Source organism: Streptomyces sp. NBC_00091 (assembly GCF_026343185.1).
GTDB lineage: Bacteria > Actinomycetota > Actinomycetes > Streptomycetales > Streptomycetaceae > Streptomyces.
Genome location: NZ_JAPEMA010000001.1, coordinates 730,545 through 755,633, shown reverse-complemented (window position 1 = coordinate 755,633; position 25,089 = coordinate 730,545). Strand labels below are relative to the sequence as shown.

The 25,089-nt window shown below is 73.2% G+C and carries 21 protein-coding genes; 13 read left to right on the top strand and 8 right to left on the bottom strand.

Annotation, left to right across the window (positions count from 1 at the left end):
• Positions 1-62: 62 nt before the first annotated feature.
• From OOK34_RS03095 to OOK34_RS03065, 7 genes are all read left to right on the top strand, one after another.
• Positions 63-2,846, top strand: a complete 2,784-nt coding sequence (locus OOK34_RS03095; protein ID WP_267032326.1) for a DNA translocase FtsK — start codon at positions 63-65, stop codon at positions 2,844-2,846.
• Between the two features lie 259 nt (positions 2,847-3,105).
• Complete coding sequence (locus OOK34_RS03090; RefSeq protein ID WP_267032325.1) at positions 3,106-4,014, top strand: RodZ domain-containing protein; 909 nt, start codon at positions 3,106-3,108, stop codon at positions 4,012-4,014.
• A 125-nt stretch (positions 4,015-4,139) separates the two neighbouring features.
• Positions 4,140-5,645, top strand: coding sequence for a 30S ribosomal protein S12 methylthiotransferase RimO (gene rimO, locus OOK34_RS03085; protein WP_267032324.1), 1,506 nt, complete (start codon positions 4,140-4,142; stop codon positions 5,643-5,645).
• The gene (gene pgsA, locus OOK34_RS03080) at positions 5,642-6,298 is read left to right on the top strand and encodes a CDP-diacylglycerol--glycerol-3-phosphate 3-phosphatidyltransferase (RefSeq protein ID WP_267032323.1); all 657 of its coding nucleotides are present in this window, start codon (positions 5,642-5,644) and stop codon (positions 6,296-6,298) included. The genes rimO and pgsA overlap by 4 nt, the downstream gene beginning before the upstream one ends.
• Positions 6,299-6,354: 56 nt before the next feature.
• Positions 6,355-6,864 carry a CinA family protein gene (locus OOK34_RS03075; protein WP_267036606.1) on the top strand — a complete coding sequence of 170 codons (510 nt, stop codon included), beginning with the start codon at positions 6,355-6,357 and terminating at the stop codon, positions 6,862-6,864.
• 109 nt (positions 6,865-6,973) lie between these two features.
• Entirely contained in the window at positions 6,974-7,354 is a 381-nt protein-coding gene (locus tag OOK34_RS03070) for a helix-turn-helix domain-containing protein (RefSeq protein ID WP_007266936.1), read from the top strand.
• Between the two features lie 201 nt (positions 7,355-7,555).
• Positions 7,556-7,816 (top strand): hypothetical protein, encoded by a 261-nt coding sequence (locus OOK34_RS03065; RefSeq protein WP_267036605.1) that lies wholly within the window; start codon positions 7,556-7,558, stop codon positions 7,814-7,816.
• On the opposite strand, the gene OOK34_RS03060 is transcribed toward OOK34_RS03065, so the two are convergent.
• The 4 genes from OOK34_RS03060 to OOK34_RS03045 form a co-directional block, all read right to left on the bottom strand.
• A complete protein-coding gene (locus OOK34_RS03060; protein ID WP_267032322.1) occupies positions 7,764-8,534 on the bottom strand; it encodes an SDR family NAD(P)-dependent oxidoreductase in 771 nt (256 codons plus the stop codon). The two genes, OOK34_RS03065 and OOK34_RS03060, sit on opposite strands and share 53 nt — an antisense overlap.
• Positions 8,535-8,566: 32 nt before the next feature.
• Positions 8,567-9,388: an Fpg/Nei family DNA glycosylase gene (locus OOK34_RS03055; RefSeq protein WP_267032321.1), complete on the bottom strand. Its 822-nt coding sequence runs from the start codon at positions 9,386-9,388 to the stop codon at positions 8,567-8,569.
• Positions 9,389-9,491: 103 nt separating this feature from the next.
• Positions 9,492-10,214, bottom strand: a complete 723-nt coding sequence (locus OOK34_RS03050) for a hypothetical protein (protein WP_267032320.1) — start codon at positions 10,212-10,214, stop codon at positions 9,492-9,494.
• A gap of 168 nt (positions 10,215-10,382) precedes the next feature.
• Positions 10,383-14,993, bottom strand: coding sequence for an ATP-dependent helicase (locus OOK34_RS03045; protein WP_267032319.1), 4,611 nt, complete (start codon positions 14,991-14,993; stop codon positions 10,383-10,385).
• 80 nt (positions 14,994-15,073) lie between these two features.
• Between OOK34_RS03045 and OOK34_RS03040 the strand changes: the two genes are divergently transcribed.
• The gene (locus OOK34_RS03040; protein WP_267032318.1) at positions 15,074-15,916 is read left to right on the top strand and encodes an AraC family transcriptional regulator; all 843 of its coding nucleotides are present in this window, start codon (positions 15,074-15,076) and stop codon (positions 15,914-15,916) included.
• On the opposite strand, the gene OOK34_RS03035 is transcribed toward OOK34_RS03040, so the two are convergent.
• Positions 15,852-18,929 (bottom strand): hypothetical protein, encoded by a 3,078-nt coding sequence (locus tag OOK34_RS03035; protein ID WP_267032317.1) that lies wholly within the window; start codon positions 18,927-18,929, stop codon positions 15,852-15,854. The two genes, OOK34_RS03040 and OOK34_RS03035, sit on opposite strands and share 65 nt — an antisense overlap.
• 106 nt (positions 18,930-19,035) lie before the next feature.
• Between OOK34_RS03035 and OOK34_RS03030 the strand changes: the two genes are divergently transcribed.
• Together OOK34_RS03030 and OOK34_RS03025 are read left to right on the top strand one after the other, a co-directional pair.
• Positions 19,036-19,737 (top strand): AzlC family ABC transporter permease, encoded by a 702-nt coding sequence (locus tag OOK34_RS03030; RefSeq protein WP_267032316.1) that lies wholly within the window; start codon positions 19,036-19,038, stop codon positions 19,735-19,737.
• Positions 19,738-20,041: 304 nt separating this feature from the next.
• Positions 20,042-20,350, top strand: coding sequence for an AzlD domain-containing protein (locus OOK34_RS03025; RefSeq protein WP_267032315.1), 309 nt, complete (start codon positions 20,042-20,044; stop codon positions 20,348-20,350).
• Here OOK34_RS03025 and OOK34_RS03020 read toward each other — a convergent pair.
• On the bottom strand, positions 20,319-21,329 hold the full coding sequence (locus OOK34_RS03020) for a hypothetical protein (RefSeq protein WP_267032314.1): 1,011 nt from the start codon (positions 21,327-21,329) through the stop codon (positions 20,319-20,321). The genes OOK34_RS03025 and OOK34_RS03020 overlap by 32 nt on opposite strands.
• Before the next feature lie 81 nt (positions 21,330-21,410).
• Here OOK34_RS03020 and OOK34_RS03015 point away from each other — a divergent pair, with 81 nt between their 5' ends.
• The gene (locus tag OOK34_RS03015) at positions 21,411-21,605 is read left to right on the top strand and encodes a DUF3046 domain-containing protein (RefSeq protein WP_267032313.1); all 195 of its coding nucleotides are present in this window, start codon (positions 21,411-21,413) and stop codon (positions 21,603-21,605) included.
• A gap of 205 nt (positions 21,606-21,810) precedes the next feature.
• Positions 21,811-22,902: an AI-2E family transporter gene (locus OOK34_RS03010; RefSeq protein WP_323183473.1), complete on the top strand. Its 1,092-nt coding sequence runs from the start codon at positions 21,811-21,813 to the stop codon at positions 22,900-22,902.
• On the opposite strand, the gene OOK34_RS03005 is transcribed toward OOK34_RS03010, so the two are convergent.
• Positions 22,856-23,611, bottom strand: a complete 756-nt coding sequence (locus tag OOK34_RS03005) for a Clp protease N-terminal domain-containing protein (RefSeq protein WP_267032312.1) — start codon at positions 23,609-23,611, stop codon at positions 22,856-22,858. The two genes, OOK34_RS03010 and OOK34_RS03005, sit on opposite strands and share 47 nt — an antisense overlap.
• A 115-nt stretch (positions 23,612-23,726) precedes the next feature.
• Between OOK34_RS03005 and OOK34_RS03000 the strand changes: the two genes are divergently transcribed.
• Positions 23,727-24,299: an HPP family protein gene (locus tag OOK34_RS03000; protein WP_267032311.1), complete on the top strand. Its 573-nt coding sequence runs from the start codon at positions 23,727-23,729 to the stop codon at positions 24,297-24,299.
• A gap of 72 nt (positions 24,300-24,371) precedes the next feature.
• Here the strand turns inward: OOK34_RS03000 and OOK34_RS02995 are convergent, their stop codons facing one another.
• A complete protein-coding gene (locus OOK34_RS02995; protein WP_267032310.1) occupies positions 24,372-24,797 on the bottom strand; it encodes a hypothetical protein in 426 nt (141 codons plus the stop codon).
• Positions 24,798-25,089: the final 292 nt, after the last annotated feature.

Here is a 25,089-nt window from a genome sequence, read left to right as displayed (position 1 = left end):
ACGAACGGGTGAAGGGGTGGGCACGCGTGTCCACCGGCGTGCGCACCGGTAACCTCGGGCCCATGGCCTCAAGTACGTCCGGCAAGGGTTCCCAGAGCACCGCGGGCACCGCGAAGGGCCGCACCGGCCGTACGACGGCGCCGGCCAAGAAGGCGGCCGCGCGCAAGCCTCCCGCGAAGAAGGCCGCGGCGGCCAAGCGTCCCCCGGTGAAGAAGACCGCCGCCAAGCCGGCGCCCTCCCCGACCGGGGGAGTGGTGCGGCTGGTCCGCCTGTGCTGGCTCGGTGTCGCGCACGCGGTCGGCGGGGTCTTCCGCGGCATCGGACGGGGCGCGAAGAACCTGGACCCGGCCCACCGCAAGGACGGGGTGGCGCTGCTGCTGCTCGCCCTGGCGCTGATCGTCGCCGCCGGGACCTGGTCGAACCTGAGCGGGCCCGTCGGGGACCTGGTCACGATGCTGGTCACCGGGGCCTTCGGCCGCCTCGATCTGCTGGTGCCGATCCTGCTCGGGGTCATGGCGGTACGTTTCATCCGCCACCCCGAGCAGACCGACGCGAACGGGCGGATCGGCATCGGCCTCTCCGCCCTGGTCATCGGGGTCCTCGGGCTTGTGCACATCGCCTGCGGGGCGCCCGGCCGGGACGAGGGCACCACCGCCATGCAGAACGCGGGCGGGCTCATCGGCTGGGGCGCCTCCAAGCCGCTGATCTTCACCATGGGGGCGCCGCTGGCCGTGCCCATGCTGGTGCTGCTGACGGTCTTCGGGCTGCTGGTGGTCACCGCGACCCCGGTCAACGCGATCCCGCAGCGGCTGCGCCGCCTGGGGATCCGGCTGGGGATCGTCCAGCCCAACCAGTACGACGAGGGGTACGGGGAGCACGAGGGCGCCGACGGGCAGGACGGGCAGGACCGTCATGACGCAGAGCGGTGGCGGGCCCGGGCCGGCGGCTCCGGCGGCTCCGGCGGCTCCGGCGGTGAGGGGGACGACCCCGAGGAGGCGGCCCTGGCCCGGCGGCGCCGGCCCCGGCGGAGCGCCGCGCGGCCGGGGGAGCGGGAGATGGACGCCGTCGACGTCGCCGCGGCGGCCGCGGCCGCGCTGGACGGGGTGGTCTACGGGGGCCTGCCGCCGAACCCGCTGGTCGCCGATCTCACCCAGGGGATCTCCGACCGGCGGGACGGGGTGGAGGTCACCGCTCCGGTACCGGCCGCCCGGGAGGAGCGGGCCGCGGCCCCGGCGGCGGAGTCCGCCTCCGGCGCGCCGCACGAGCGCACCGCGGCGGCCTCCGGGACGCTGGCGGTGCCGGACCTGACCAAGGCCCCGCCGGAGGCCCAGCCGCTGCCGCCCCGGGCGGAACAGCTCCAGCTGCGCGGGGACATCACGTACGCGCTGCCCTCGCTGGACCTGCTGGAGAAGGGCGGGCCGGGCAAGACCCGTAGCGCCGCCAACGACGCGGTGGTCGCCTCGCTGACGAACGTGTTCACCGAGTTCAAGGTGGACGCGCAGGTCACGGGCTTCACCCGGGGCCCGACGGTGACCCGGTACGAGGTGACGCTCGGCGCCGCGGTGAAGGTCGAGCGGATCACGGCGCTGGCGAAGAACATCGCCTACGCCGTGGCCTCCCCGGACGTGCGGATCATCAGCCCGATCCCGGGCAAGTCGGCCGTCGGCATCGAGATCCCGAACACCGACCGCGAGATGGTCAACCTGGGCGACGTACTGCGCCTCGCGGACGCCGCCGAGGACGACCACCCGATGCTCGTCGCGCTCGGCAAGGACGTCGAGGGCGGCTACGTCATGGCCAACCTGGCGAAGATGCCGCACGTGCTGGTCGCCGGCGCCACCGGCTCCGGCAAGTCCTCCTGCATCAACTGCCTGATCACCTCGGTCATGGTCCGGGCCACCCCGGAGGACGTCCGGATGGTCCTGGTCGACCCCAAGCGGGTCGAGCTGACCGCCTACGAGGGGATCCCGCACCTGATCACGCCGATCATCACCAACCCCAAGCGGGCCGCCGAGGCCCTCCAGTGGGTGGTGCGCGAGATGGACCTGCGCTACGACGACCTGGCGGCCTTCGGGTACCGGCACATCGACGACTTCAACAAGGCGATCCGCGACGGCAAGATCAAGCTGCCGCCGGGCAGCGAGCGGGAGCTCAGCCCGTACCCGTACCTGCTGGTGATCGTCGACGAGCTGGCCGACCTGATGATGGTGGCCCCGCGCGACGTCGAGGACTCGATCGTCCGCATCACCCAGCTGGCCCGCGCGGCCGGTATCCACCTGGTGCTCGCCACCCAGCGGCCCTCGGTGGACGTGGTGACCGGTCTGATCAAGGCGAACGTGCCCTCGCGCCTCGCCTTCGCGACCTCCTCGCTCGCCGACAGCCGGGTCATCCTGGACCAGCCGGGCGCCGAGAAGCTGATCGGCAAGGGTGACGGACTGTTCCTGCCGATGGGCGCGAACAAGCCGGTCCGCCTCCAGGGCGCCTTCGTCACCGAGGACGAGATCCACGGGATCGTGCAGCACTGCAAGGACCAGATGGCGCCCGTCTTCCGCGACGACGTCACGGTCGGGCAGAAGCAGAAGAAGGAGATCGACGAGGAGATCGGCGACGACCTGGACCTGCTGTGCCAGGCGGCGGAGCTGGTGGTCTCCACCCAGTTCGGCTCCACCTCGATGCTCCAGCGCAAGCTGCGGGTGGGCTTCGCCAAGGCCGGGCGGCTCATGGACCTGATGGAGTCCCGGGGGGTCGTCGGCCCCAGCGAGGGCTCCAAGGCGCGCGACGTGCTGGTCAAACCCGACGAGCTCGACGGGGTGCTCGCCGTGATCCGGGGCGAGGAGGTCCCGTAGCGGCCCGGGGGTCCTGGAACGGGGGCCTAGAACGGGGGTCCGGCCGCCTCACCCGACCGAATGGGATCGAGGCCGGATCGTCACCGGATCGGCGGGCAACCGTTTCCCTTGGGCGTGCGTCAAGTTGAGGGAGGCATCGGCGGGTGCTTCCGACGCCATTCGGATGGCGTAGGAAGCGGACCCTCCGGTTGCCCCACCCTTTCGTCACCCCCCTAGACTGGACATCCAGCAGGTGGCTACACGCTCGAAAGGCGCCCTTGTGTCCATCGGCAAATCCAACTCCCCCGAAGAAGAGCGGCCTTCGACCGACGACCGGTCCGAGGACCGCATCGTCGAGCGCTCCATCGAAGAACCGTCCATCGGGACGGCCCTCAAGAAGGCCCGGATCGCCGCCGGGCTCACCGTCGACGAGGTCAGTTCCACCACCCGCGTGCGCATCCCGATCGTGCACGCGATCGAAGAGGACGACTTCACGCGGTGCGGCGGCGACGTCTACGCCCGCGGTCACATCCGTACGCTCGCCCGCGCCGTGCACATCGATCCGGCACCCCTGGTCGAGAGCTACGACGCGGCCCACGGCGGCCGGCCGGCACCCACACCCGCCGCGCCGATGTTCGAAGCCGAGCGGATCCGCCCCGAACGGCAGCGGCCCAACTGGACCGCGGCCATGGTCGCCGCCATCGTCGCCGTGATCGGCTTCGTCGGTTTCACCGCCTTCGGCGGCGGTGACGAGGAGGGCAAGCGGCCGGTGGCGGAAGGTTCCGTCTCCCCGAAGCCCGCACCCAAGCAGTCCGCGGGCAAGCAGCCCGCCGCCCAGACGCCCCAGAGCCCCCAGGCCCCTCAGGCACCCAAGCCCGAGCCCTCGGACAGCGCCATCGCCGCGGCCCCCAAGGACCTCGTCACCGTCGTCCTGACGGCCGACACCGGCGAGAGCTGGATCTCCGCGAAGGACCACAGCGGCCGGCTCCTCTTCGACGGAACCCTGGCGCAGGGCGAGTCGAAGACCTTCACGGACAAGGAGTCCGTGGACCTCGTCCTCGGCGACGCCGGGGCCGTCAAGCTGTTCGTGAACGGCAAGGAGATCAAGGAGAGGTTCGAGTCGGGTCAGGTCGAACGTCTCACCTACACCAAGGACGACCCGCGCCAGGGCCAGGCCCAGGCGGGCTGACCAGCACGGAATAAGAAATTCCAGATCCCCGGGATCCCGCGCGGCGACCGCCGCCGGCCCCGGGGATCTTGTTGTGGGGGGATGTGAGGCGGGGGTCGGCGCCGGGACGAAGTAGTCTTGAGTCCATGCCCGAACGCCGTACCGTCGCCCTTGTCACTCTTGGCTGCGCCCGTAACGAGGTGGACTCGGAGGAGCTCGCAGGCCGCTTGGCGGCGGATGGCTGGGAGCTCGTCGAGGACGCCGCCGATGCGGACGTGGCCGTCGTCAACACCTGTGGCTTCGTCGAAGCCGCCAAGAAGGACTCCGTAGACGCCCTGCTCGAAGCCAACGATCTCAAGGATCACGGCAAGACCCAGGCCGTCGTCGCCGTCGGCTGTATGGCCGAGCGCTACGGCAAGGAACTCGCCGAAGCGCTCCCCGAAGCCGACGGAGTCCTCGGTTTCGACGACTACGCCGACATCTCCAACCGCCTCCAGACCATCCTCAACGGTGGCAGCGTCGAGGCCCACACCCCGCGCGACCGGCGCAAGCTGCTGCCGATCAGCCCGGCCGAGCGGCAGAGCGCCGACGTGGCCCTGCCCGGCCACGCCCAGGCGCCCGCCGAGGAGCCGGCCGCGGCCCCCTCCGACCTGCCGGACGGGCTCGCGCCCGCCTCCGGGCCGCGCGCGCCGCTGCGCCGCCGCCTGGACAAGAGCCCCGTGGCCTCCGTGAAGCTGGCCTCCGGCTGCGACCGGCGCTGCTCCTTCTGCGCCATCCCGTCCTTCCGCGGCTCCTTCATCTCCCGCCGCCCCAGCGACGTGCTGGGCGAGACGCGCTGGCTCGCCGAGCAGGGCGTCAAGGAGGTCATGCTGGTCTCCGAGAACAACACCTCGTACGGCAAGGACCTCGGCGACATCCGCCTGCTGGAGACCCTGCTGCCCGAGCTGGCCGCCGTAGACGGCATCGAGCGCGTCCGCGTCAGCTACCTCCAGCCCGCCGAGATGCGGCCCGGGCTGATCGACGTACTCACCTCGACCCCCAAGGTCGTCCCGTACTTCGACCTGTCCTTCCAGCACTCGGCCCCCGACGTGCTGCGCGCCATGCGCCGCTTCGGTGACACCGACCGCTTCCTGGAGCTGCTGGACACCATCCGTTCCAAGGCCCCGCAGGCCGGCGTCCGGTCCAACTTCATCGTCGGCTTCCCCGGCGAGAAGGAGTCGGACTTCGCCGAGCTGGAGCGTTTCCTCACCCACGCCCGCCTCGACGCCATCGGCGTCTTCGGCTACTCCGACGAGGACGGCACGGAGGCCGCCGGCTACGAGGGCAAGCTGGACGAGGACACCATCGCCGAGCGGCTCGCGCACATGCAGCGGCTCGCCGAGGAGCTGACCTCGCAGCGCGCGGAGGAGCGGATCGGCGAGACCCTGGAGGTACTCGTCGAGACGGTCGTCCCGCTCGACGAGGCGGAGGAGGGCGAGGGCGCCTACGGGCGCGCCGCCCACCAGGCTCCCGAGACCGACGGCCAGGTCGTCTTCACCGACGGCGCCGGCCTGGTCCCCGGGCGCATCGTCACCGCGAAGGTGGTCGGAACCCTGGGCGTGGACCTGGTGGCCGAGCCCCTGGGCGTGGAACTCGAGGAGGCGGCCGGATGACCGGAGTCCCGGCATCAGCGGCGGGCGGGACCGGCCGCCGGCCCGCGCCCGGCGCGAAGCTCGGGACTGCGGCCGTCAACCAGGCCAGCCTCTGGAACATCGCCAACATCCTGACGATGATCCGGCTCGTCCTCGTGCCGGGATTCGTCCTGCTGCTGCTCGCCGACGGGGGCTACGACCCCGTCTGGCGGGCGCTGGCGTGGGCGGCCTTCGCCGTCGCCATGATCACGGACATCTTCGACGGGCACCTGGCGAGGACGTACAACCTGGTCACGGACTTCGGGAAGATCGCCGACCCCATCGCCGACAAGGCGATCATGGGGTCGGCGCTCGTGTGTCTCTCCTGGCTCGGAGACCTGCCCTGGTGGGTGACGGGGGTGATCCTCGGCCGCGAGCTGGGGATCACGCTGATGCGGTTCTGGGTGATCCGGTACGGGGTGATCCCGGCCAGCCGGGGCGGCAAGCTGAAGACCCTGGCCCAGGGCACGGCGGTGGGCATGTACGTGCTCGCGCTGACCGGGCCGCTGGCGACCCTGCGGTTCTGGGTGATGGCCCTCGCCGTCGTGCTGACCGTGGTCACCGGTTTGGATTACATCCGGCAGGCCGTGGTGCTGCGTCGGGCAGGACTGGCGGAGGAGCGGGCCGCGAAGTGACATACGGGGCGGGGGACGCACCGGAGGCCGTGGAGGCGGCGGAAGATGTTGCGGGGGTGGCGGCGGTGGCCGAGGACGTGCTGCGGCTGCTCGCGGAGAGTGACCAGACCCTCGCGGTCGCGGAGTCGCTGACCGGGGGAATGGTGGCTTCGGAGCTCACGGCGGTGCCGGGGGCCTCCCGGGCCTTCCGCGGCTCGGTCACGGCGTACGCCACTGAACTGAAGCACCGTGTCCTCGGGGTGGACGCGGAACTGCTCGCGGCCGAAGGCGCGGTGAACGCGCAGGTCGCGGAGGAGATGGCTGCCGGGGTGCGGCGGGTGATGGGTGCATCGTGGGGGATCGCGACGACCGGAGTGGCCGGCCCGGACCCCCAGGACGGGCAGCCGGTGGGCACCGTTTTCATCGCCGTGGCGGGTCCGGGGGCCAGGAAAACGGCCCGGCTGCGGTTGAACGGCTCCCGTGCGGAAATCCGTAGGGAGAGTGCACGGACAGTGCTCGAACTCCTCTCGAGCGAACTCCGCGAGAATCTGCGGGGGCAGGATACGGAACAGGACGGGGGGATTTGATGTTTGCAGCCCTGAGTGAACACGACATCGCTCCCAGCACGGCCGCGGCGCGAGGCGGTACGGTGGGGCGTGAAGGTTACGGCTACACGGTCAGAGGAGGGAGCCACCGATGATTCTGCTCCGTCGCCTGCTGGGTGACGTGCTGCGTCGGCAGCGCCAGCGCCAGGGCCGTACTCTGCGCGAAGTCTCCTCGTCCGCCCGAGTTTCGCTCGGCTATCTCTCCGAGGTGGAGCGGGGGCAGAAGGAGGCATCCTCCGAGCTGCTCTCCGCGATCTGCGACGCGTTGGACGTACGGATGTCCGAGCTGATGCGCGAAGTCAGCGACGAGCTGTCGCTGGCGGAGCTTGCGCAGTCGGCCGCCGCAAGCGAACCGGTGCCGGCACCGGTGCGCCCGATGCTCAATTCGGTCTCCGTGGCCTCGGTCACGGGCGGACCCGAACGGGTGACCATCAAGGCACCCGTGGAAGCGGTGAACGTCGTAGCCGCTTGAGCGTGCCGTTGGGTATGTGAGCGTGGCGGGAGCCCCGGATGGTGCGAGAGCACCGGCCGGGGCTTCTTGCCGTCCGTGGGGCGCCCGTGCGCCCCGTGGGGCCTTACGGGGCTCCTGCCCGGTGTTCTGGGTGCGGGTGCGGGTGCGGGGCGGGTGCGGGAGGATGGCTTGGTCCGGGAACCGGCCCTCTGGGAGGCGGCCGTGCGGCGGTTACTGCGCATACCTGTGGCTGTGCCCCTCGCGCTGGCGGTGGCGGCGCTGTGGTGGTGGGCCGTCCTGCGGCTGGTGCTGACGCCGGGCGAGGCGGGGCCGGTGGAGGGCGCCGTGGCGGTGGGCGGATGGGGGCTGGGGCTCCTGCCGGTGCACTGTGTGCCGGGGCCCGTGCGCGGGGCCCGGGGTGCGGCGAGGGCTACCAGGGCATCGACACTCCGCCGTTCGGGCGCAGGATCTGGCCCGTCATGAAGGAAGAGGCGTCGGAGGCCAGGTAGAGCACGGCCTGGGCGATGTCCTCCGGCTCGCCGACCCGGCGCAGCGGGGACATCCGGACCATGGCCGCTTCGGTCTGCTGCTGGACCTCGGGGCTGTGGCGGCCGGTCATGGGGGTGCGGATCCATCCCGGGGCGACGGCGTTGACGCGGATGCCGTGCGGGCCGCTCTCGGTGGCGAGGGTCTTGGTCAGCTGCACCACGGCCGCCTTGGCGGCGCTGTAGCAGAGCAGGCCGGGCTGGGCGGCGTCCACGGCGCCGGAGGCCATCGTGACGACCGAGCCGGGGCGGCCGGCGGAGATCATGGAGCGGACGGCCTCCTGGCAGGTGCGCAGCACCCCCTTGAAGTTGATGTCCAGGATCCGGTCGAGGTCCTCGTCGGTGGTCTCCAGGACGCTGCTGGTGTGCATGACCCCGGCGATGGCGGCGGTGATGTCGAGCGGCCCGGCGGCGGCGACGGCGGCCCGCAGGGCGGCGCGGTCGGTGACGTCCAGGGGGTGGGCGGTGGCGGCCCCGCCGGCCTCGGCGATCAGGGCGGCGGTCTCGGCCAGGCCCCGCTCGTCGCGGTCCGCGCAGTGCACGGCGGCGCCCGCCCCGGCCAGCAGGAGGGCGGTGGCGCGGCCTATGCCGCTGGCGGCTCCGGTGACGAGCGCGGTGCGGCCGGTGAGGTCGTACGAGGCGGTGGGTGTGGGCATGCCAGGACCGTACGAGCGGATCTGACGGGTCGTCAACTGGTGGGGCGGTCCGGGTCCGGGCCGGACTGGCAGCGGGGGCACCAGTAGGTGGGCCGGCCGTCCTGCGAGGCCTCGCGGACGGGGGTGCCGCAGCGCAGGCAGGGCCGGTGGGCGCGGCCGTAGACGAACAGCTCCCGGCCGGGGCGCCGGCTGCCGGTGGTGTTGCGGCGCCCGGCCGCGGCGTCGGCGCCGGTGTTCGCGGCCAGCAGGCGCCGGGCGGCGGACGCCAGCCGGGGGAGGGTGGTCTGCGGGTCGGGCAGCCCGCCGACCGGGGTCCAGGGCGTGACCTGCGCCAGGAAGCAGAGCTCGCACTTGTAGATGTTGCCGATGCCCGCCAGGTTGCGCTGGTCGAGCAGGGCCTCGCCCAGGGGGCGGCCGGGGGAGGCGAGGAGGTTGGCGGCGGCCCTGGCCGGGTCCCAGTCGGGGCCGAGGAGGTCGGGGCCCAGGTGGCCCACCGCCCGGTCCTCGTCGGCGGTGCGGAGCAGTTCGAGCACGGGGAGCCGGTAGCCGACGGCGGTGGTGCCGGCGGTGGCCAGGACGGCCCGGATCTCGTGGGCGGGGCCGCCGCGCCACTTCTCGCCGGGGCCGAAGAGGTACCAGGCGCCGTCCATGCCGAGGTGGCTGTGGAGGGTGAGGCCGCCTTCGAGGCGGGTGAGGAGGTGCTTGCCGCGCGGGGTGACGTCGAGGACGGTGCGGCCGGTGAGGTCGGCGGTGGCGAAACGGGGCACGCGCAGGTCGGCGTGGGTGAGGGGCTTGCCCGCGAGGGCGGTGTGCAGACGGGCCGCCGCGCGGTGGACGCTGTCTCCTTCGGGCATGGGGCCATTGTCGGGCCCGGGAACGCGCGGAACCCCCTGGGCGGGGATTGCCGCCGCAGGGGGTCCGGGGATCAGGAGGGGTGAGGGCCGGGTGGGCCGCTCATCACTTCCAGGTGAGGCCCTTCTGGGCCGGGCTGCTCAGGTTGTTGTACGGGTCGCCCCAGTACTCGGCGCCCGAGACCTTCGTCTGCGCCGAGGGGGCGAGGACCAGCACGCAGTTGGTCTGCGTCTGGCCGTTGGTGAAGCCCTTCGGCAGCGAGTCGTCCTTGCACTTCTCGAACTTGCCGATGATCGACACCTTCGTGGCCTCGGTGCCGTCGCCGAGCAGGCCCTTGATGTGGCCCACCGAGGAGTACGACAGGTCCGTCGTACCGGTGTTCTTGACCGTGTAGCGGATGTAGTAGGGGATCGTCCCCTTGGCCTTGTCGCCGAGCTTCAGCGGCTCCAGGTCGGCCGGGTTGCCCTGCTCGATCGAGGCGACGGTGAGGGCGATCTGGCCGCCCTTGTTGCTGCCGTAGCTGAACGGGACGGTCGCCGTCTCGCCGAGCTTGAAGGCCTGGCCGGACTTCGCCACCGCGCCGCCCGCGCCGCCGGCGCCGCCCGGGGCCGGGGAGGAGCCCGCGGAGCCGTCGTAGCCGGCCGAGGAGCTCGGCGCGACCGGGGCGATCGGCTGGGCCGAGGCGTCCGAGGACGGGGCGGCGGAGGGAGCGGCCGGCGCCGCGGGGATCTCCTCGTTGCCGTCCTTGCAGCCGGTCAGGACGAGGCTTCCGGCGACGGCGAGGCCGGCTGCGACAAGGGTGGTCTTGCGCATGCTGTTGGTGCTCACTGTTCTTGTCCCCCATGACTGGGCACCGCCGATCGCGGTACCTGTGATCACCTTTGATAAGGCACGGATAAGCAGCTGTGCCAGCTCTGAGGCCCCTGTGGAGCGGCTGGCGACAGTTTCGTGACATGCCCAAGACATACGTGTCCGGGCCGAGACCGGACGGCGGCCTCAGCTGCGCAGTCTCAGCCCCCTCGGGGTGGCGTGGAAGCCGGCCGCCTCCAGGGACGGGCCCAGGGGGGAGGTCAGGGCCGCCGCCGCGTTGATCCGCTCCACCGTCAGGGACGGCAGCGTGCCCGCGCGGGAGCCGGCCGCCAGCGCCCCGGTGGCCGCCTCCAGGCGCGGGTCCCCCGGATCCGGCCAGGCCAGCAGGGTCTTGCCGCCGCGCTCCAGGTACAGGACCAGCTCGCCGTCGACCAGGACCACCAGGGAGCCCGCCTTGCGGCCCGGCTTGTGCGCGGCACCGGCCGGCGGCTCCGGCCAGGGCAGGGCCGCCCCGTACGCGTTCGCCGGGTCGGCGGCGGCCAGCACCACCGCCGCCAGCGGGGGCGGGGTCCGCTCGGCCGCGCGGAGCCGGTCCACCGCGCCGTCCATCGCGAACTGGGCCGCGCCCAGCCCCTCCACCACGTACCCCCGGCGGGCCTGGCCGCTGTCCTCGAACGCCGACAGGACGCGGTAGACCGCGCTGAAGCCGCCCTCCACGCCTTCGGCGGCGACCGCCCCCCGGGTGACCACCCCGTGCCGGTCCAGCAGGGTGCGGGCCAGGGCGTGGGCGCGGTGGGTCGGGTCGGGGGCCTGCGCGGGCAGCAGCGACCAGCGGCCCGAGACCGTGGGCGGGCCCGTACGGGACACCGTCGCGCTCAGGGTGCCGTACCGGCCGCGCGGCACGGTGCGGCGGGCCCGGTGCGCCGTGGCGCCCGCGGTGCGGCCCGAGCCCAGCAGGGCGCGCAGGGGGGCCAGGGTGTCGTTCGTCAGCCGGCCCGACCAGGCCAGGTCCCAGAGCGCGGAGGACAGTTCCAGGTCCGTGGCCTCCGGGTGGTGGACGCGGACGGACTGCGTGAGCTGGCGGAAGAACAGGCCGTACCCGCCGGAGAGGGAGTCCAGGACCGCCTGGTGCAAGGGGCCCAGCTCCAGGGGGTGCGGCTCGGGAAGCAGCAGCGGGGCCGCCTCCGCCAGGTACAGGGAGATCCAGCCGTCCTTGCCCGGCAGGGCGCCCGCGCCCGCCCACACCACCTCGCCGGTGGTGGTCAGCTCGTCCAGCAGGGTCGGCGCGTACCCCGCCACCCGCGAGGGCAGGATCAGCCGCTCCAGCGCCGAGGCCGGCACCGGGGCCCCCTGGAGCTGCTCCACGGCACGGGCCAGGCCGTCGATCCCGCGCAGGGCCCCGCCCAGGTGCTGCCACTGGGGCAGGAAGGTCGCCAGCGAGGCCGGCGGGACCGGCTCCAGCTCCTGCCGCAGCGCCGCCAGCGAGCGGCGCCGCAGTCTGCGCAGCACCGCCGCATCGCACCACTCCTGGCCGATGCCCGCCGGATGGAACTCCCCCTGCACCACCCGGCCCGCCGCCGCGAGCCGGTGCAGGGCGCCCTCGGTCACCGCGGCGCCCAGACCGAGGCGGGTGGCGACCGTGGCAGTGGTGAACGGCCCGTGGGTGCGCGCGTACCGGGCCAGGAGGTCGCCGAGCGGGTCCTTGACCGGTTCGGTGAAGGCCTCCGGGACCCCGACCGGGAGTGCTGTGCCCAGCGCGTCCCGCAGCCGGCCCGCGTCCTCGACGGCCGCCCAGTGGTCCGCGCCACCGATCCGCACCCGGATGGCCCGGCGGGCGGCGGCGAGCGCCTCGGGCCAGGCGGCGGGCGCCCCGCGCGCGGCCAGCTCGGCATCCGTCAGCGGGCCCAGCATGCGCAGCAGGTCCGCCACCGACTCGGCGTCCTTGGCCCGCCGGTCCTCCGTCAGCCACTGGAGCTCCCGCTCCAGCTCCTCCAGTACCTCGGCGTCGAGCAGCTCCCGCAGCTCCGCCTGGCCCAGCAGTTCGGCGAGCAGCCGGGAGTCCAGCGAGAGCGCCGCCGCCCGCCGCTCGGCCAGCGGCGAGTCGCCCTCGTACAGGAACTGGGCGACGTACCCGAAGAGGAGGGAGCGGGCGAAGGGCGAGGGCTCGGGAGTGGTCACCTCGACCAGCCGGACCCGGCGCGCCTCGATGTCCCCCATCAGCTCGGTCAGGCCCGGTACGTCGAAGACGTCCTGGAGGCATTCGCGTACGGCTTCCAGCACGATCGGGAAGGAGCCGAACTCCGATGCCACCTGGAGCAGTTGCGAGGCGCGCTGGCGCTGCTGCCACAACGGGGTGCGCTTGCCCGGACTGCGGCGCGGCAGCAGCAGGGCGCGCGCCGCGCACTCGCGGAACCGGGAGGCGAACAGGGCGGAGCCGCCCACCTGGTCGGTGACGAGCCGGCCGATCTCGCCCTGGTCGAAGGCGACATCGGCGGCGCCGAGCGGGGCCTGCTCGTCGTCGAACTCGAACGCCGCCGGCCGGGCCGGGTCGTGGTCCAGGAGGTCCATGGAGAGCAGGTCCGCATCCGGCAGGCGCAGCACGATCCCGTCGTCGGCGTGCATCACCTGGGCGTCCATGCCGTACTTCTCGGCGAGGCGGGCGCCCAGGGCCAGGGCCCACGGGGCGTGCACCTGCGCGCCGAACGGGGAGTGGACGACGACCCGCCAGTCGCCCAGCTCGTCACGGAACCGCTCGACCAGGATGGTCCGGTCGTCCGGCACGTGACCGCAGGCCTCCCGCTGCTCCGACAGGTACGTCAGCACGTTGTCCGCGGCCCAGCCGTCGAGCCCGGCCGCCAGCAGCCGCAGCCGGGCGTCCGCATCGGTCAGCGCCCCGAGCTCCCGCAGGAACGCTCCGACCGCGCGCCCCAGTTCGAGGGGCCGGCCCAGCTGGTCGCCCTTCCAGAACGGCAGCCGGCCCGGCACCCCGGGGGCGGGGGTCACCAGGACCTGGTCGCGGGTGATGTCCTCGATCCGCCAGGAGGTGGTGCCCAGGGTGAAGACGTCCCCCACGCGGGACTCGTACACCATCTCCTCGTCCAGCTCCCCGACCCGGCCACCGCCCTTCTTGCCCCTCTTTTCATCAGATGCAGTGGCGCCCGCGAGGAAGACGCCGAAGAGGCCGCGGTCCGGGATGGTGCCGCCGGAGGTGACCGCGAGGCGCTGCGCGCCCGGCCGCCCCGTGATGGTCCCGGCCACCCGGTCCCACACCACCCGGGGTCTGAGTTCGGCGAAGGCGTCCGAGGGGTAGCGGCCCGCCAGCATGTCCAGTACCGAGGTGAACGCCGATTCGGGCAGCGCCGCGAAGGGCGCGGCCCGCCGTACCAGGGCGAGCAGGTCGTCCAGCTGCCAGGTGTCCATCGCCGTCATCGCCACCAGCTGCTGGGCGAGGACGTCGAGGGGGTTGGAGGGGATCCGCAGGGACTCGATCGCCCCCGTACGCATCCGCTCGGTGACCACGGCGGCCTGGACCAGATCACCGCGGTACTTGGGGAAGACCACCCCGGTGGAGACCGCGCCCACCTGGTGCCCGGCGCGGCCCACGCGCTGGAGCCCCGAGGCCACCGACGGCGGCGACTCCACCTGCACCACCAGGTCCACCGCCCCCATGTCGATGCCCAGCTCCAGGCTGGAGGTGGCGACCACGGCGGGCAGCCGGCCCGCCTTCAGGTCCTCCTCGACCAGCGCCCGCTGCTCCTTGGACACCGACCCGTGGTGCGCGCGGGCCAGCAGCGGCGGGGCGCCCAGGGCGGCGCCCGACTGGGCCATGATCTCGGCCGGGGGCGGCGCGCCCTCGGCGAGCGCCGCGCCCGTGGCACGCTCGTGGGCGATCTCGTTGAGCCGGTTGCAGAGCCGCTCCGCGAGCCGGCGGGAGTTGGCGAACACGATCGTGGAGCGGTGGGCCTGCACCAGGTCCGCGATCCGCTCCTCGACATGGGGCCAGATCGACGGCTTGTCGCCGCCCTCCCGGCCCTCGGTCGCGGGAGAGCCGCCCAACTCGCCCATGTCCTGGACCGGCACGACCACCGACAGGTCGAACTCCTTGGCCGAAGGCGGCTGCACGATCTCCACCCTGCCGCGCGGGGCGAGGTAGCGGGCCACCTCCTCCACCGGCCGGACGGTGGCCGACAGTCCGATCCGGCGGGCCGGGCGCGGCAGCAGCTCGTCCAGCCGCTCCAGGGAGAGCGCCAGGTGGGCGCCGCGCTTGGTCCCGGCGACGGCATGCACCTCGTCCAGGATCACCGTCTCCACCCCGGACAGCGCCTCCCGCGCCGCCGACGTCAGCATCAGGAACAGCGACTCCGGAGTGGTGATCAGGATGTCCGGCGGCCGGGTGGCCAGCGACCGGCGCTCGGCCGGCGGGGTGTCCCCGGAGCGGATCCCGACCCGGATGTCCGGCTCGGGCAGTCCGAGACGGGCCGACTCCTGCCGGATCCCGGTCAGTGGGCTGCGCAGGTTGCGCTCCACGTCGACCGCGAGGGCCTTCAGCGGCGACACGTACAGCACCCGGCAGCGCTTCCTCGGCTCGGCGGGCGGCGGCTGCGAGGCGAGCCCGTCGAGCGCGGCGAGGAAGGCCGCCAGGGTCTTGCCGGAGCCGGTGGGCGCCACGACCAGGACGTCCGACCCCTCCCGGATGGCCCGCCAGGCACCCTCCTGGGCGGAAGTGGGCCTGACGAAGGCCCCCGTGAACCACGAGCGGGTCGCGGGGGAGAACGAGTCGAGCGCAGCGCCTGCCATGCCCCCATCGTGCACCCGGCCACTGACAACAGGCCCGACCTGGGCAAACGCCCGGCCGCGGCGGGGCGCAGAATGAGGGGATGGCGACGGACGAGGGGCACCGGGAGTGGGCACGGCACTGGCAGTACGAGGAACTGCCCGGGCTGGACCTGCTGCGCGCCCACTACGTACGCCACACCTTCCCCCGCCACGCCCACGACGGGTACGTCATCGCGGCCGTCACCGGCGGCGTCGAGGAGATCGGCCTGCCCGGCGGCACCGTACGGGCCGGCCCGGGCAGCGTGGTGCTGATCAACCCGGAGGTCGCGCACACCGCCCGCGCCGGGGTCCCGGAGGGCTGGGCGTACGCCACCCTCTACCCCTCGCGGGACCTGATCGCCCAGGTCGCCGCCGAGATCGCCACCCTGCGCGGCACCCCCGGCTTCACCGCCGACATGGTCGCCGACGCGCCGGGCGCCCGGGCCATCACCGAGGTGCACCGGGCCGCCGAGGCCGGGAACGCGCTCGCCGCCGACACCCTGCTGCGGGGCGTGGTGGCGCGGATGCTCGGCCGGCACGCGGGCCCGCTGCCCGCCCGTACGCTCCGCGGCGCGGGTGCCGCCGACGCCGAACGGGCCCGGGCCGTGCTGGAGGAGCGGATGGCGGACCCGCCCTCGCTGGAGCGGCTCGCCGCCGAGCTGGGCACCAGCCCCTTCGCGCTGCTGCGCACCTTCCGGGAGCGGTACGGGATGCCCCCGCACACCTGGCTGACCGACGCCCGCGTCCGCAGGGCGCGCCGGCTGCTCGACGCGGGGACCCCGCCCGCCGAGGCGGCCGTCACCGTCGGCTTCACCGACCAGCCGCACCTGAACCGGCACTTCACCCGGATCGTGGGGGTCCCGCCGGGTGCCTACCGGCGCGGTCGAACAGGCGGTGCCGCTTGACCGGAGCGGGCCATACGGCCGCGGCGCCGAGGTGGTACCCCAGCTCGCGGTAGGCGTCGAACTGGCTGTGGTCGAACCACTGGTCCATGGTGCTCCGCCGCGGGAACGCCTTCTCCCTGAGGGCGTAGCTCAGCAGCTCGTACGGCATGTCCGGGGTCAGGCTCGCCTTCGCGAAGACGATGGTGCCGTGCCGGGTGCGCGGCTTGCCCTCCTCGAACTCCACGTCCTCCGGGTAGGTGATGGCGCCCTTGACGAGGCAGCTCGCGGAGAACCGCGTGTTCAGGGCGGCCATCGGGGCCTCCGGCGCCACCTTCTCGGCGCTTCCCGGCACCAGCTTGAGCACCTCCTTCTGGTCGAAGGTGATCTGCACGCCCAGGTCCTCGTAGGCGAGGGTGACCGCCTGGGCGAGGGTCGTGGCCAGCGGCGGCGAGTCCCCGGAGGAGTCGATCACGTACACCGTCCGGCAGCGCAGCCGCAGCAGCTCCACCAGACCCAGGTTGTCGAAGTGCCCGCCGTCGGTGCACAGCAGCATGGGACTGGAGTCGGAGTACCGGCCGACCAGCTCCTGGAGCTGGTAGCGGAGCCGGCGTACCCGCGGCAGCCTCGGCATGACCCAGTCCGGGCCCCGCTGGGCGACCTCCGCGAGGTACAGCGGGTTGGGCACCCAGGTGCCCAGGCGCAGGTTGGACAGGGCGAGCAGCCGTTGCGCGGCCATCGACTGGGTGCCCATCGCGGAGGCGAACGCCGCGCCGGACACCGCGACGGCGGACTGCACGGTGAGGTCGCGGCCGATCAGCGGGTGCGCCGTGTTCTCCATCGTGGTCGTCCGCACCCACCCGGTGTCGGGGCCGCCCACGTAGTCGTGGGAGAAGGTGAAGGGCACCGCGGGCCGGCCCGGCGCGGTGCGGTTGCGCAGGGACAGGGCCGCCGAGGCGACGAAGATGGTCTGCGGGAAGGACTCTTCCCCGCCTTCCCCGCCTTCCCGGTCCTCACCGCCGGTCACGCGCTTGCCGTACGTGGACAGGCTGGTCGACTCGGCGTTGTAGTCGTACGGCAGGGCGCCGACCGAGCCGTCGCGCAGCACCGCCCGGCGCACCGCGAACGCGCCGGCCAGCCGCTGCCGGTAGAAGGGGTGCAGGCTGAAGGTGGTCTGGTCGACGGCGAGGGCCGAGAACAGCAGCAGCGCCGGCAGGCCCCACTGCCACCACCCGCTCCAGCCGTGCGCGTAGACGGCGGACCAGGACACCAGGGCCAGACCGAAGAACGCGACCAGCGTGAGGACCAGCCAGACCACGAGGGTCTGGACCCAGCCGGCACCGGTCCGGGTCACGATCGACGCGGCTCCCGAGAACGGACCCGCCTTGTCGCCGTCCGGCCTCACCTTCGTCACCCGGTCCCTGGCGGCGGTGAACAGACCGCCCAGCCCGGTCGCGGCGGCCGTCAGCGCACCGAAGACCGAGATGCCCTTGGGGCCCTGCGGGAGGTCCGCACGGTTGGCCAGCCAGGCGAAGCACCACACCATGGCCGGCAGGACCACGGCGAACACGGCGACGGCCGCCGCCAGGGCCAGGATGCCCTTCACGGTGGTCCGTACCCAGGGCGGGCGCGACTTCCCGTTGTGCGACCTGATCAGGGACGCCGCCACGGACACCACCGCGGCGAGTGCCAAAAGGGCGATGAGGGGCGTACGCACCTCTGCGTGCAGCTGCTCGGACAGCCCGGGGAACGAAGCGGTCGGGTACGTCCGCAGCCGGTCCAGATCCGTCAGCGGGACGAGGTGGTAGAACGCGCCGAGGTACACGCCGACGACGATGAACGCGAGCGCCAGCAGGCCCAGCGACACGAACAGGCCGCGCAGGACGATGCCCGCGGCCAGCAGTTTTTCCCGCGGGCTGTCCGCCAGGTACTTGGCGTGCCGGCGGATGTGGTCCTCCTCCGGGCTGCCGGGCGCGAACACGTCCCGCACCGTGGCGAGACCGGCGTTGGCGAGGTGCGCCGGCCGCCGGCCGGTGAGCGCCAGCTGGAACGCCCCGGACATGTAGCCGCCGCCCGATACGGACACCAGGTAGCGGGCCTTGGTCAGCACGCCCCCCTCGCGCAGGGCCTGGAGCGCGCCCAGGGTGACCGAGGCGGAGCGGATGCCGCCGCCGGAGACGCAGATGCCCACCTCCGCGGGTTTGCGGCCGGGCAGTTCGAGTGCGCGGGTGCGCCAGCGTTCCTTGACGCTGTCCGGCGGCTCCGCCGTGACGGAGGGGTTCGCCCACTCGGCCACGGCGGTGATCGCGTGCGGCGCGGCGGGCGGGGTGATGATGTCCGGGTCGTCCCAGGGCACACCGCGGTTCGCGAGCTCGTGGGCCTTCCGCACGCGGGGGGCCCGGGCGGCCGGACCCGCCGCGGGCGGTGTTCCCGGCGGAGTGGCCCCGGTGGTCTTCACCACGGCTCTGGGGAGCAGGAGGAAGCGGGCCACCAGCGTGAGGGCGATCCACACGGCGGCCATCGTCAGCGGTCCGGCGAGCGCCCACTTCAGCAGCGCGCACCAGGACGCCTTCCGCCAGTCGCCGTCCGCGCCCGTGCCGAGCCCGTCCAGGGCCCGGTAGAGGAAGACGTTCTCGCAGATGTCCGCCGCGGCCATCACCCCGGTGGCGGCGAGGCACCGGAGCATCAGCCTCCGCGTCACCTTGCGGTACAGGAAGCAGCTGCCCAGGCCGAACACGGCGAGCAGCGCCAGCGCGTATCCCGGGATGAAGAGGAAGGAATCGAGCCACAGGGCCCTGCGGAACGGCTCGCGCTGTCCGCCGGGGGCCGGGCACCACAGGCTCTGCCCGTAGACGATCCGGCAGGCCCGCTCCCAGCCGCCCGCGAGCTGGAGCGGCACCTCGTCCGGGAGGGTTCTGCGCCGGTCGACGTACAGGCCGAGGAGAACGCCGCCGGCGGCCAGGCCGGACCAGCACACCCACGCGGCCCACTTGGCATAGGAAGGACGTACAACAACCCGTGTCGGAGCGGTCTCCATGCACTCACCGTAGCGAGCCGGGTGCGTAGTGCGACGATGCGCGCGCAAGAACGTACAAGACCCGGCCGCCCGCCCCACGTACGTTCGGGGCGTGGGAGAAGATCAGATGGTGATACAGGAGGCCCCCGAGGGGGCCGCCGCCGGCAGGCCGCGCGCGGCCGTCGTGCGGGACTCGCTCGGGGTCGGCGTGGCCGTCGGGCTGTCGGGGTTCGCGTTCGGGGTGACCGCCGCCGGGGCCGGGATCAGTGTGCTCCAGGCGTGCGTGCTGAGCCTGCTCGTCTTCACCGGGGCCTCGCAGTTCGCCCTGGTCGGAGCCCTCGCGGCGGGCGGCAACCCGTTCACCGCCGCCGCCGGGGCCTTCTTCCTCGGCACCCGCAACGCCTTCTACGGGCTGCGCCTGTCCCAGCTGCTCGCCCTGCCCCGCGCCGTACGGCCCTTCGCCGCGCACTGGGTGATCGACGAGACCACCGCCGTCGCCCTGGCCCAGCCCGACCGCAGGTCGGCCCGGCTCGGGTTCACCGTGACCGGGCTCACCCTGTACCTGCTGTGGAACCTCACCACCCTGCTGGGCGCGCTCGGCGCCGAGGCCATCGGGGACACCGCCGCGTGGGGGCTGGACGCCGCCGGGCCGGCCGTGTTCCTCGCCCTGCTCGCGCCGATGCTCAAGAGCGCCACCGAGCGGGCCGTGGCCGGGCTCGCGCTCGTCCTTGGACTCGGCTTCCTGCCAGTACTGCCCGCCGGGGTGCCTGTACTGATTGCTGCACTGGCTGCGCCCGCCGTGCTGTGGATGAAGGGACGCCGCTTTTGAATCCTCCCCCAGCTGACGCAGGGGGATTCCTGGCTCACGCCGCTCCGTCGCTCAGCGAGCGACCGAGTCTTCCACGATCAACACCAGCCGGGTTGAAACCAGCCCGGGTGTATGGAGTTTTGGAGGTTGCTGTGCTGGCTTGGCTCTCGCTCAGCACGTCGTACGCGCTTGGTTCTCGCAACGCACGACATGGACCTTACCCAGCGGTCCTTCGCCCTGGGGGCGGAACACCGATTTCTTCCCTCCTCCGCAGGAATCCGATTCCTCCCCGGCCCGAAGACCGGAACCTCCGCGGAGGTTCCCGGTGAACGTCTGGATCGCCATCGGGCTCACCGTCGCCGGATGCTACGCCGTCAAGCTCGCCGGACTGCTCGTGCCCGCCGGGGCCCTGGAGCGGCCGGCCGTCCGCAAGCTCTCCGCCCTGCTCCCGGTCGCGCTGCTCGCCGCGCTCACCGCCCAGCAGACCTTCAGCACCGGCCACGAGCTGGTCCTCGACGCCCGGGCCGCCGGACTCGCCGCCGCCGGGATCGCGCTGCTGCTGCGGGCCCCGTTCCTGGTGGTGGTCGCGGCGGCCGTGGTGGTCACCGCGGGCGTCCGGGCCCTGGGAGGCTGACCCCGCCGGGCTCGTCGGCCGTCCCCAGCGGGCGCCCGTACGCCCTCAGGGTCAGGAGGGCCTCCAGGGTGGCGATCGGCCGCCGCTCCAGCGAGCTGCCCGGCGCCCAGGCCCGGCGGCGCACGGGCCAGCCGCCGTCGGGCTGCTGCTCCGCCGCGAGGAAGTCCAGCGAGCGCCGCATCTCCTCGTCGGTGAACCAGCCGCGGGCCAGCGACTCCGGCCGCCGCGCGTAGTCGTACGGGAACAGCCGCTCGCCCGGTGCGTAGCCCGGGGAGGCCGGATACTCCTCGCACCGCCCGGGGTCGAGCACCGCGAGGCGCCGCTCGCGCACCAGCCGGCCCAGCCGGTCCGCGGCCGCCGCCGCGCGGGCCCGGTCGGGGGCGCCGTCGAGGAAGGCCACCGCGCTCTGGATCTCGTACGGGTGCGAGTGGCGCAGCGTCTCGACCCGCTCCCAGCAGAAGTCCGTGGCCCGGAAGAGCCACGCGTGCCAGATCCGGTTGCGGTGCAGCACCCCGACGACGGGGCCCGTGGTCAGCAGCGCCCCGGGCGGGTCGTCGCACACCGGGTGGTACGGGGCGGCGGGATAGTCGCGCGGGGCGGGCAGGACCAGCGGGAGCGCGCCCTCCGGGGTGGAGACCCGGCTCAGGTGGCGGCAGAGCCGCTCGATGCGCTGCCCGGCGCAGCGGCCGAGGCCGTCGAGGATCCGCAAGGCGTGCGCGGTGTGCAGGGGCTGGCTCAGCGGACCGCGCAGGTCCGGGTCGAGCGCGTGCCCGTAGCCGCCGTCCTCGCCCAGGTAGGAGCCGAGGGCGGCGTCCACCGGATCGGGGTCCCCGCCGAGGAAATGGAACGCGAACCGCCGTTGCTCCAGCACCCTGGCCGTGAGCCAGATGAACTGCTCGGCGCGCGCCAGGGGGGCCGACGCGGCTGAGGGGGCCGCTGGGCTCGGTGGGGCCGGCGTGGAAGCTTCGTCTCCAGGCATGCGTGACACCGTAGGGCGCGGGGACCGGGGCGCAGGGGTGCAACGGGGCCGGTGCACTCTCCGGGGCGGGATACTGGAGTCATGCGGTTGACGATTTTCTGGGAACGGATGGCGGAGCACTTCGGCGCGGGCTACGCGGAGTCCTTCGCCCGGGACCACGTGATGGCCGAACTCGGCGGACGCACGGTCCACCAGGCGCTGGACGCGGGCTGGGAGACCAAGGACGTGTGGCGCGCGGTGTGTTCGGCGATGGACGTGCCGGCCTCGCTGCGCTGACGCCGGACCGGGCCCGCTACCGCGGCTTCGTGGTCCGAGCGGCCGGTGGGACAGACTGGACGGCGTGGCAGCGACAGACGAGACGACCGACCGGCCCGAAGAACCCCAGCACCTGCCGGGCTCCGCAGGCCCCCGCGGGGCGGCCGGCCCCGCCGGCGCCGGCGGCATCCCGCCCGGTACCGCCCCGGCCGGGGGAGAGGCGCGGATGCCGCGCTGGCTGCCGCGCGCCGTGGTCCTCGTACTGGCCCTCGTGGCCTGCTTCCAGCTCGGCAGCTGGGCCTTCCACCAGCTGATCGGGCTGCTCGTCAACATCCTGATCGCGTTCTTCCTCGCGCTCGCGATCGAACCGGCCGTGTCCAGGATGGCGGCCCGCGGCATGCGTCGCGGGCTCGCCACCTTCCTGGTGTTCCTGGGGGTGTTCGTCTCGGCCGCCGGATTCCTCGCGCTGCTCGGCTCGATGCTCGCCGGGCAGATCGTCGAGATGGTGGCGGGCTTCCCGGGCAGGCTCGACGCGGTGATCGACTCGATCAACAGGACCTTCCACACCGAGCTGTCCCGGCTGGAGATCCAGGACAGCCTGCTGCACTCGGACTGGCTGCAGAAGTACGTGCAGAACAGCGCCAGCGGTGTGCTCGACGTGTCCGCCACCGTGCTCGGCGGGCTCTTCAAGCTGCTGACGGTCGGACTGTTCTCCTTCTACTTCGCCGCCGACGGGCCGCGGCTGCGGCGCGCGCTGTGCTCCGTACTGCCGCCGGCGAAGCAGTCGGAGGTGCTGCGCGCCTGGGAGATCGCCGTGGCGAAGACGGGCGGCTACCTCTACTCGCGCGGGCTGATGGCGCTGATCTCCGGCATCGCGCACTACATCCTCTTCGTGATCCTCGAGGTGCCGTACGCGCCCGCGCTCGCGGTGTGGGTGGGGCTGGTCTCCCAGTTCATCCCCACCATCGGCACCTACCTGGCGGGGGCGCTGCCGATGCTGATCGCCTTCACGGTCAATCCCTGGTACGCGCTGTACGTCCTCGGATTCGTGGTGGTCTACCAGCAGTTCGAGAACTACGTGCTCCAGCCCAAGCTGACCGCCAGGACCGTGGACATCCACCCGGCGGTGGCCTTCGGGTCGGTCATCGCGGGCACCGCCCTGCTGGGCGCGGTCGGGGCGCTCATCGCGATCCCGGCCGTCGCCACCCTGCAGGCCTTCCTCGGCGCCTACGTCAGGCGGTACGAGCTGACGGGCGCGGCGGCCGGCGAGGCTACTTCTCCCCGTCGCCGCCGAGTACGGCCGCGAGGGCTTCGGTGACCGTCGCCTCGGCGCCGGCCTTGTCGAGGCCGCAGGCGCTGAGCGGGCCCTCGCCGTTCTCGAGCTCCAGGAGCGCGAGCAGGATGTGCTCGGTGCCGACGTAGCCGTGGCCCAGGCGCAGGGCCTCGCGGAAGGTGAGCTCCAGGGCCTTCTTGGCGGTCGCGTCGAAGGGGATGAGCTCGGGGACCTGCGCTGCGGCCGGGGGCAGGGTGGCGGTCGCGGCGGCGCGCAGGCCGTCCGCCTCGATGCCCCGGGCGGTGAGGGCGAGGGCGGCCAGGCCCTCGGGCTCGGCGAGCAGGCCGAGGACCAGGTGCTCGGTGCGGATCTCGGTGTTGCCGGCGGCGCGGGCCTCGTTCTGCGCGGACATGACGACGTTGCGGGCGCGGGGGGTGAAGCGTCCGAAGCCCTGGTTCGGGTCGAGACCGGGGTCGCCCTCCTTGTCCGCCTTGGGGACGAAGCGCTTCTGGGCGGCCTGGCGGGTGACTCCCATGCTGCGGCCGATGTCGGTCCAGGAGGCGCCGGAGCGGCGGGCCTGGTCGACGAAGTGGCCGATGAGGTGGTCGGCGACGTCCCCGAGGTGTTCGGCCGCGACGACGGCGTCGCTGAGCTGCTCCAGGGTGTCGGTGTGGACCTTCTTGATGGCCTCGATCAGGTCGTCGAGGCGTACCGGGTTGGTCATGCGAACAGGTTCCACTGAAGGGTTCGTCATGAGTGCAACCCTAGGTTGACACCCCGGGGGCGTCAACCGCCGGTTGTCATTCGGTGCCCGGGTGGGGCTGTTCCTCATAGGGCTGTGATGTGGAGGGTGCGTAGACCTGGCCCCCATGAGCGTGGACACGACTGACACGAGCGCGGGCCGGGTCGCGGAGGCGGTCGGCCGGGCCCGCCCGGCTCCCTCGAACCCCTTCGCGGGGCGGGCTCCCGCGCCCGAGCCGCCGGCGCCGGCCACCGCCCTGCGCAGCGGCGTCATCGCGGCGGCCGCGCTGCTGGCGCTCGTCGGCATCGGCGCGGTCCTGCGCCAGCCGGTGCTGATCCCGCCGATCGCGGCGAGCGCGGCGATCGTCTACGGGGTGCCCGCGCTGCCGCTGGCCCAGCCGCGCAGCGTCGTCGCCGGGCATCTGCTGTGCGCGGCGGTCGGCTACCTGGGGCTGGCGCTGCTGGGGGACGCGCCGTGGGTGGCGGCGCTCGGGGCGGGGGTGGCGGTGGGGGTGATGACCCTGGCCCGGACCCCGCATTCGCCGGCGGCGGCGACCACCGTGGTGGTGGTGCTTCAGGCGCCGGATCCGGTGGTGTTCGTACCGCTGCTGGCCGGGGCGGCGATGCTGCTGGTGCTGGCCGGTACGGCCGCCTCGAGGGCCCGGCGGGGGGCGGTGCGCTATCCGGTGTACTGGTGGTGACCGGGGGTGGAGGGGGCTGGGGACGAGGCCCCCTCCGCCCGCCGGTCACGGCCGGCCGGTGGCCGTCAGGCGTCAGGCCGTGGGCTGGTTCTGACCCGTCAGCAGGCCGAGCAGCTGGTCCATTTCGGCCCGCCAGATGCGGTGCACGTTCATCCGGGTCGGGGCGGCCTGTCCGGGGAGCTGCATGCGGAACGAGCTCCAGACGGCGTTGCGCTTGACCTCGGTGATGCTGCCGACGGCCTCGGCGGGCGGTATCGCGAAGACGATCTCCTGGGGGCGGTTGCTCATCCGGCTCGCCTTGTGGAGCACCACGGCCTGGTCGGTCACGGTGACGAAGTAGTAGGTGAGGAACGCCTGGCCGATGAGGCCGAGCATGCTCATCAGCCACACGCTGGGGCCGGCGATGGCCTGGATCGTGACGATGGGCCGGTCGGTGGGGTTGGCCTGGGCGAGGGCGTCTGCCACCTGCTGCTGGATCGTGGCCTTCTTGATGGCCATGGGTCCTCCTGAGCGGAATTTCGCGGCCCCCGTCGTCGGGGGCACCGCAGAGTACCGGCCATCCGGGGGCGCTTTCACGCCAGCCCGGGGCGGCGGCCCATGCGCCCCGGTATGGGCACCGGCGCCCGCCTCGTGGGGTGTTGGAATGGTTGATTCCGGATGCGCTTCCGGCCGTTCCGGTGGGGGTGCCGCCCAACGGGGAAGGCCCTCTTGTGGGTTGGGTCCCCTGGTTTGAGAATGCACATGACAACCGGAAGATCTTCGGTCGTTCGCATCCTCATCAGAGGGGACC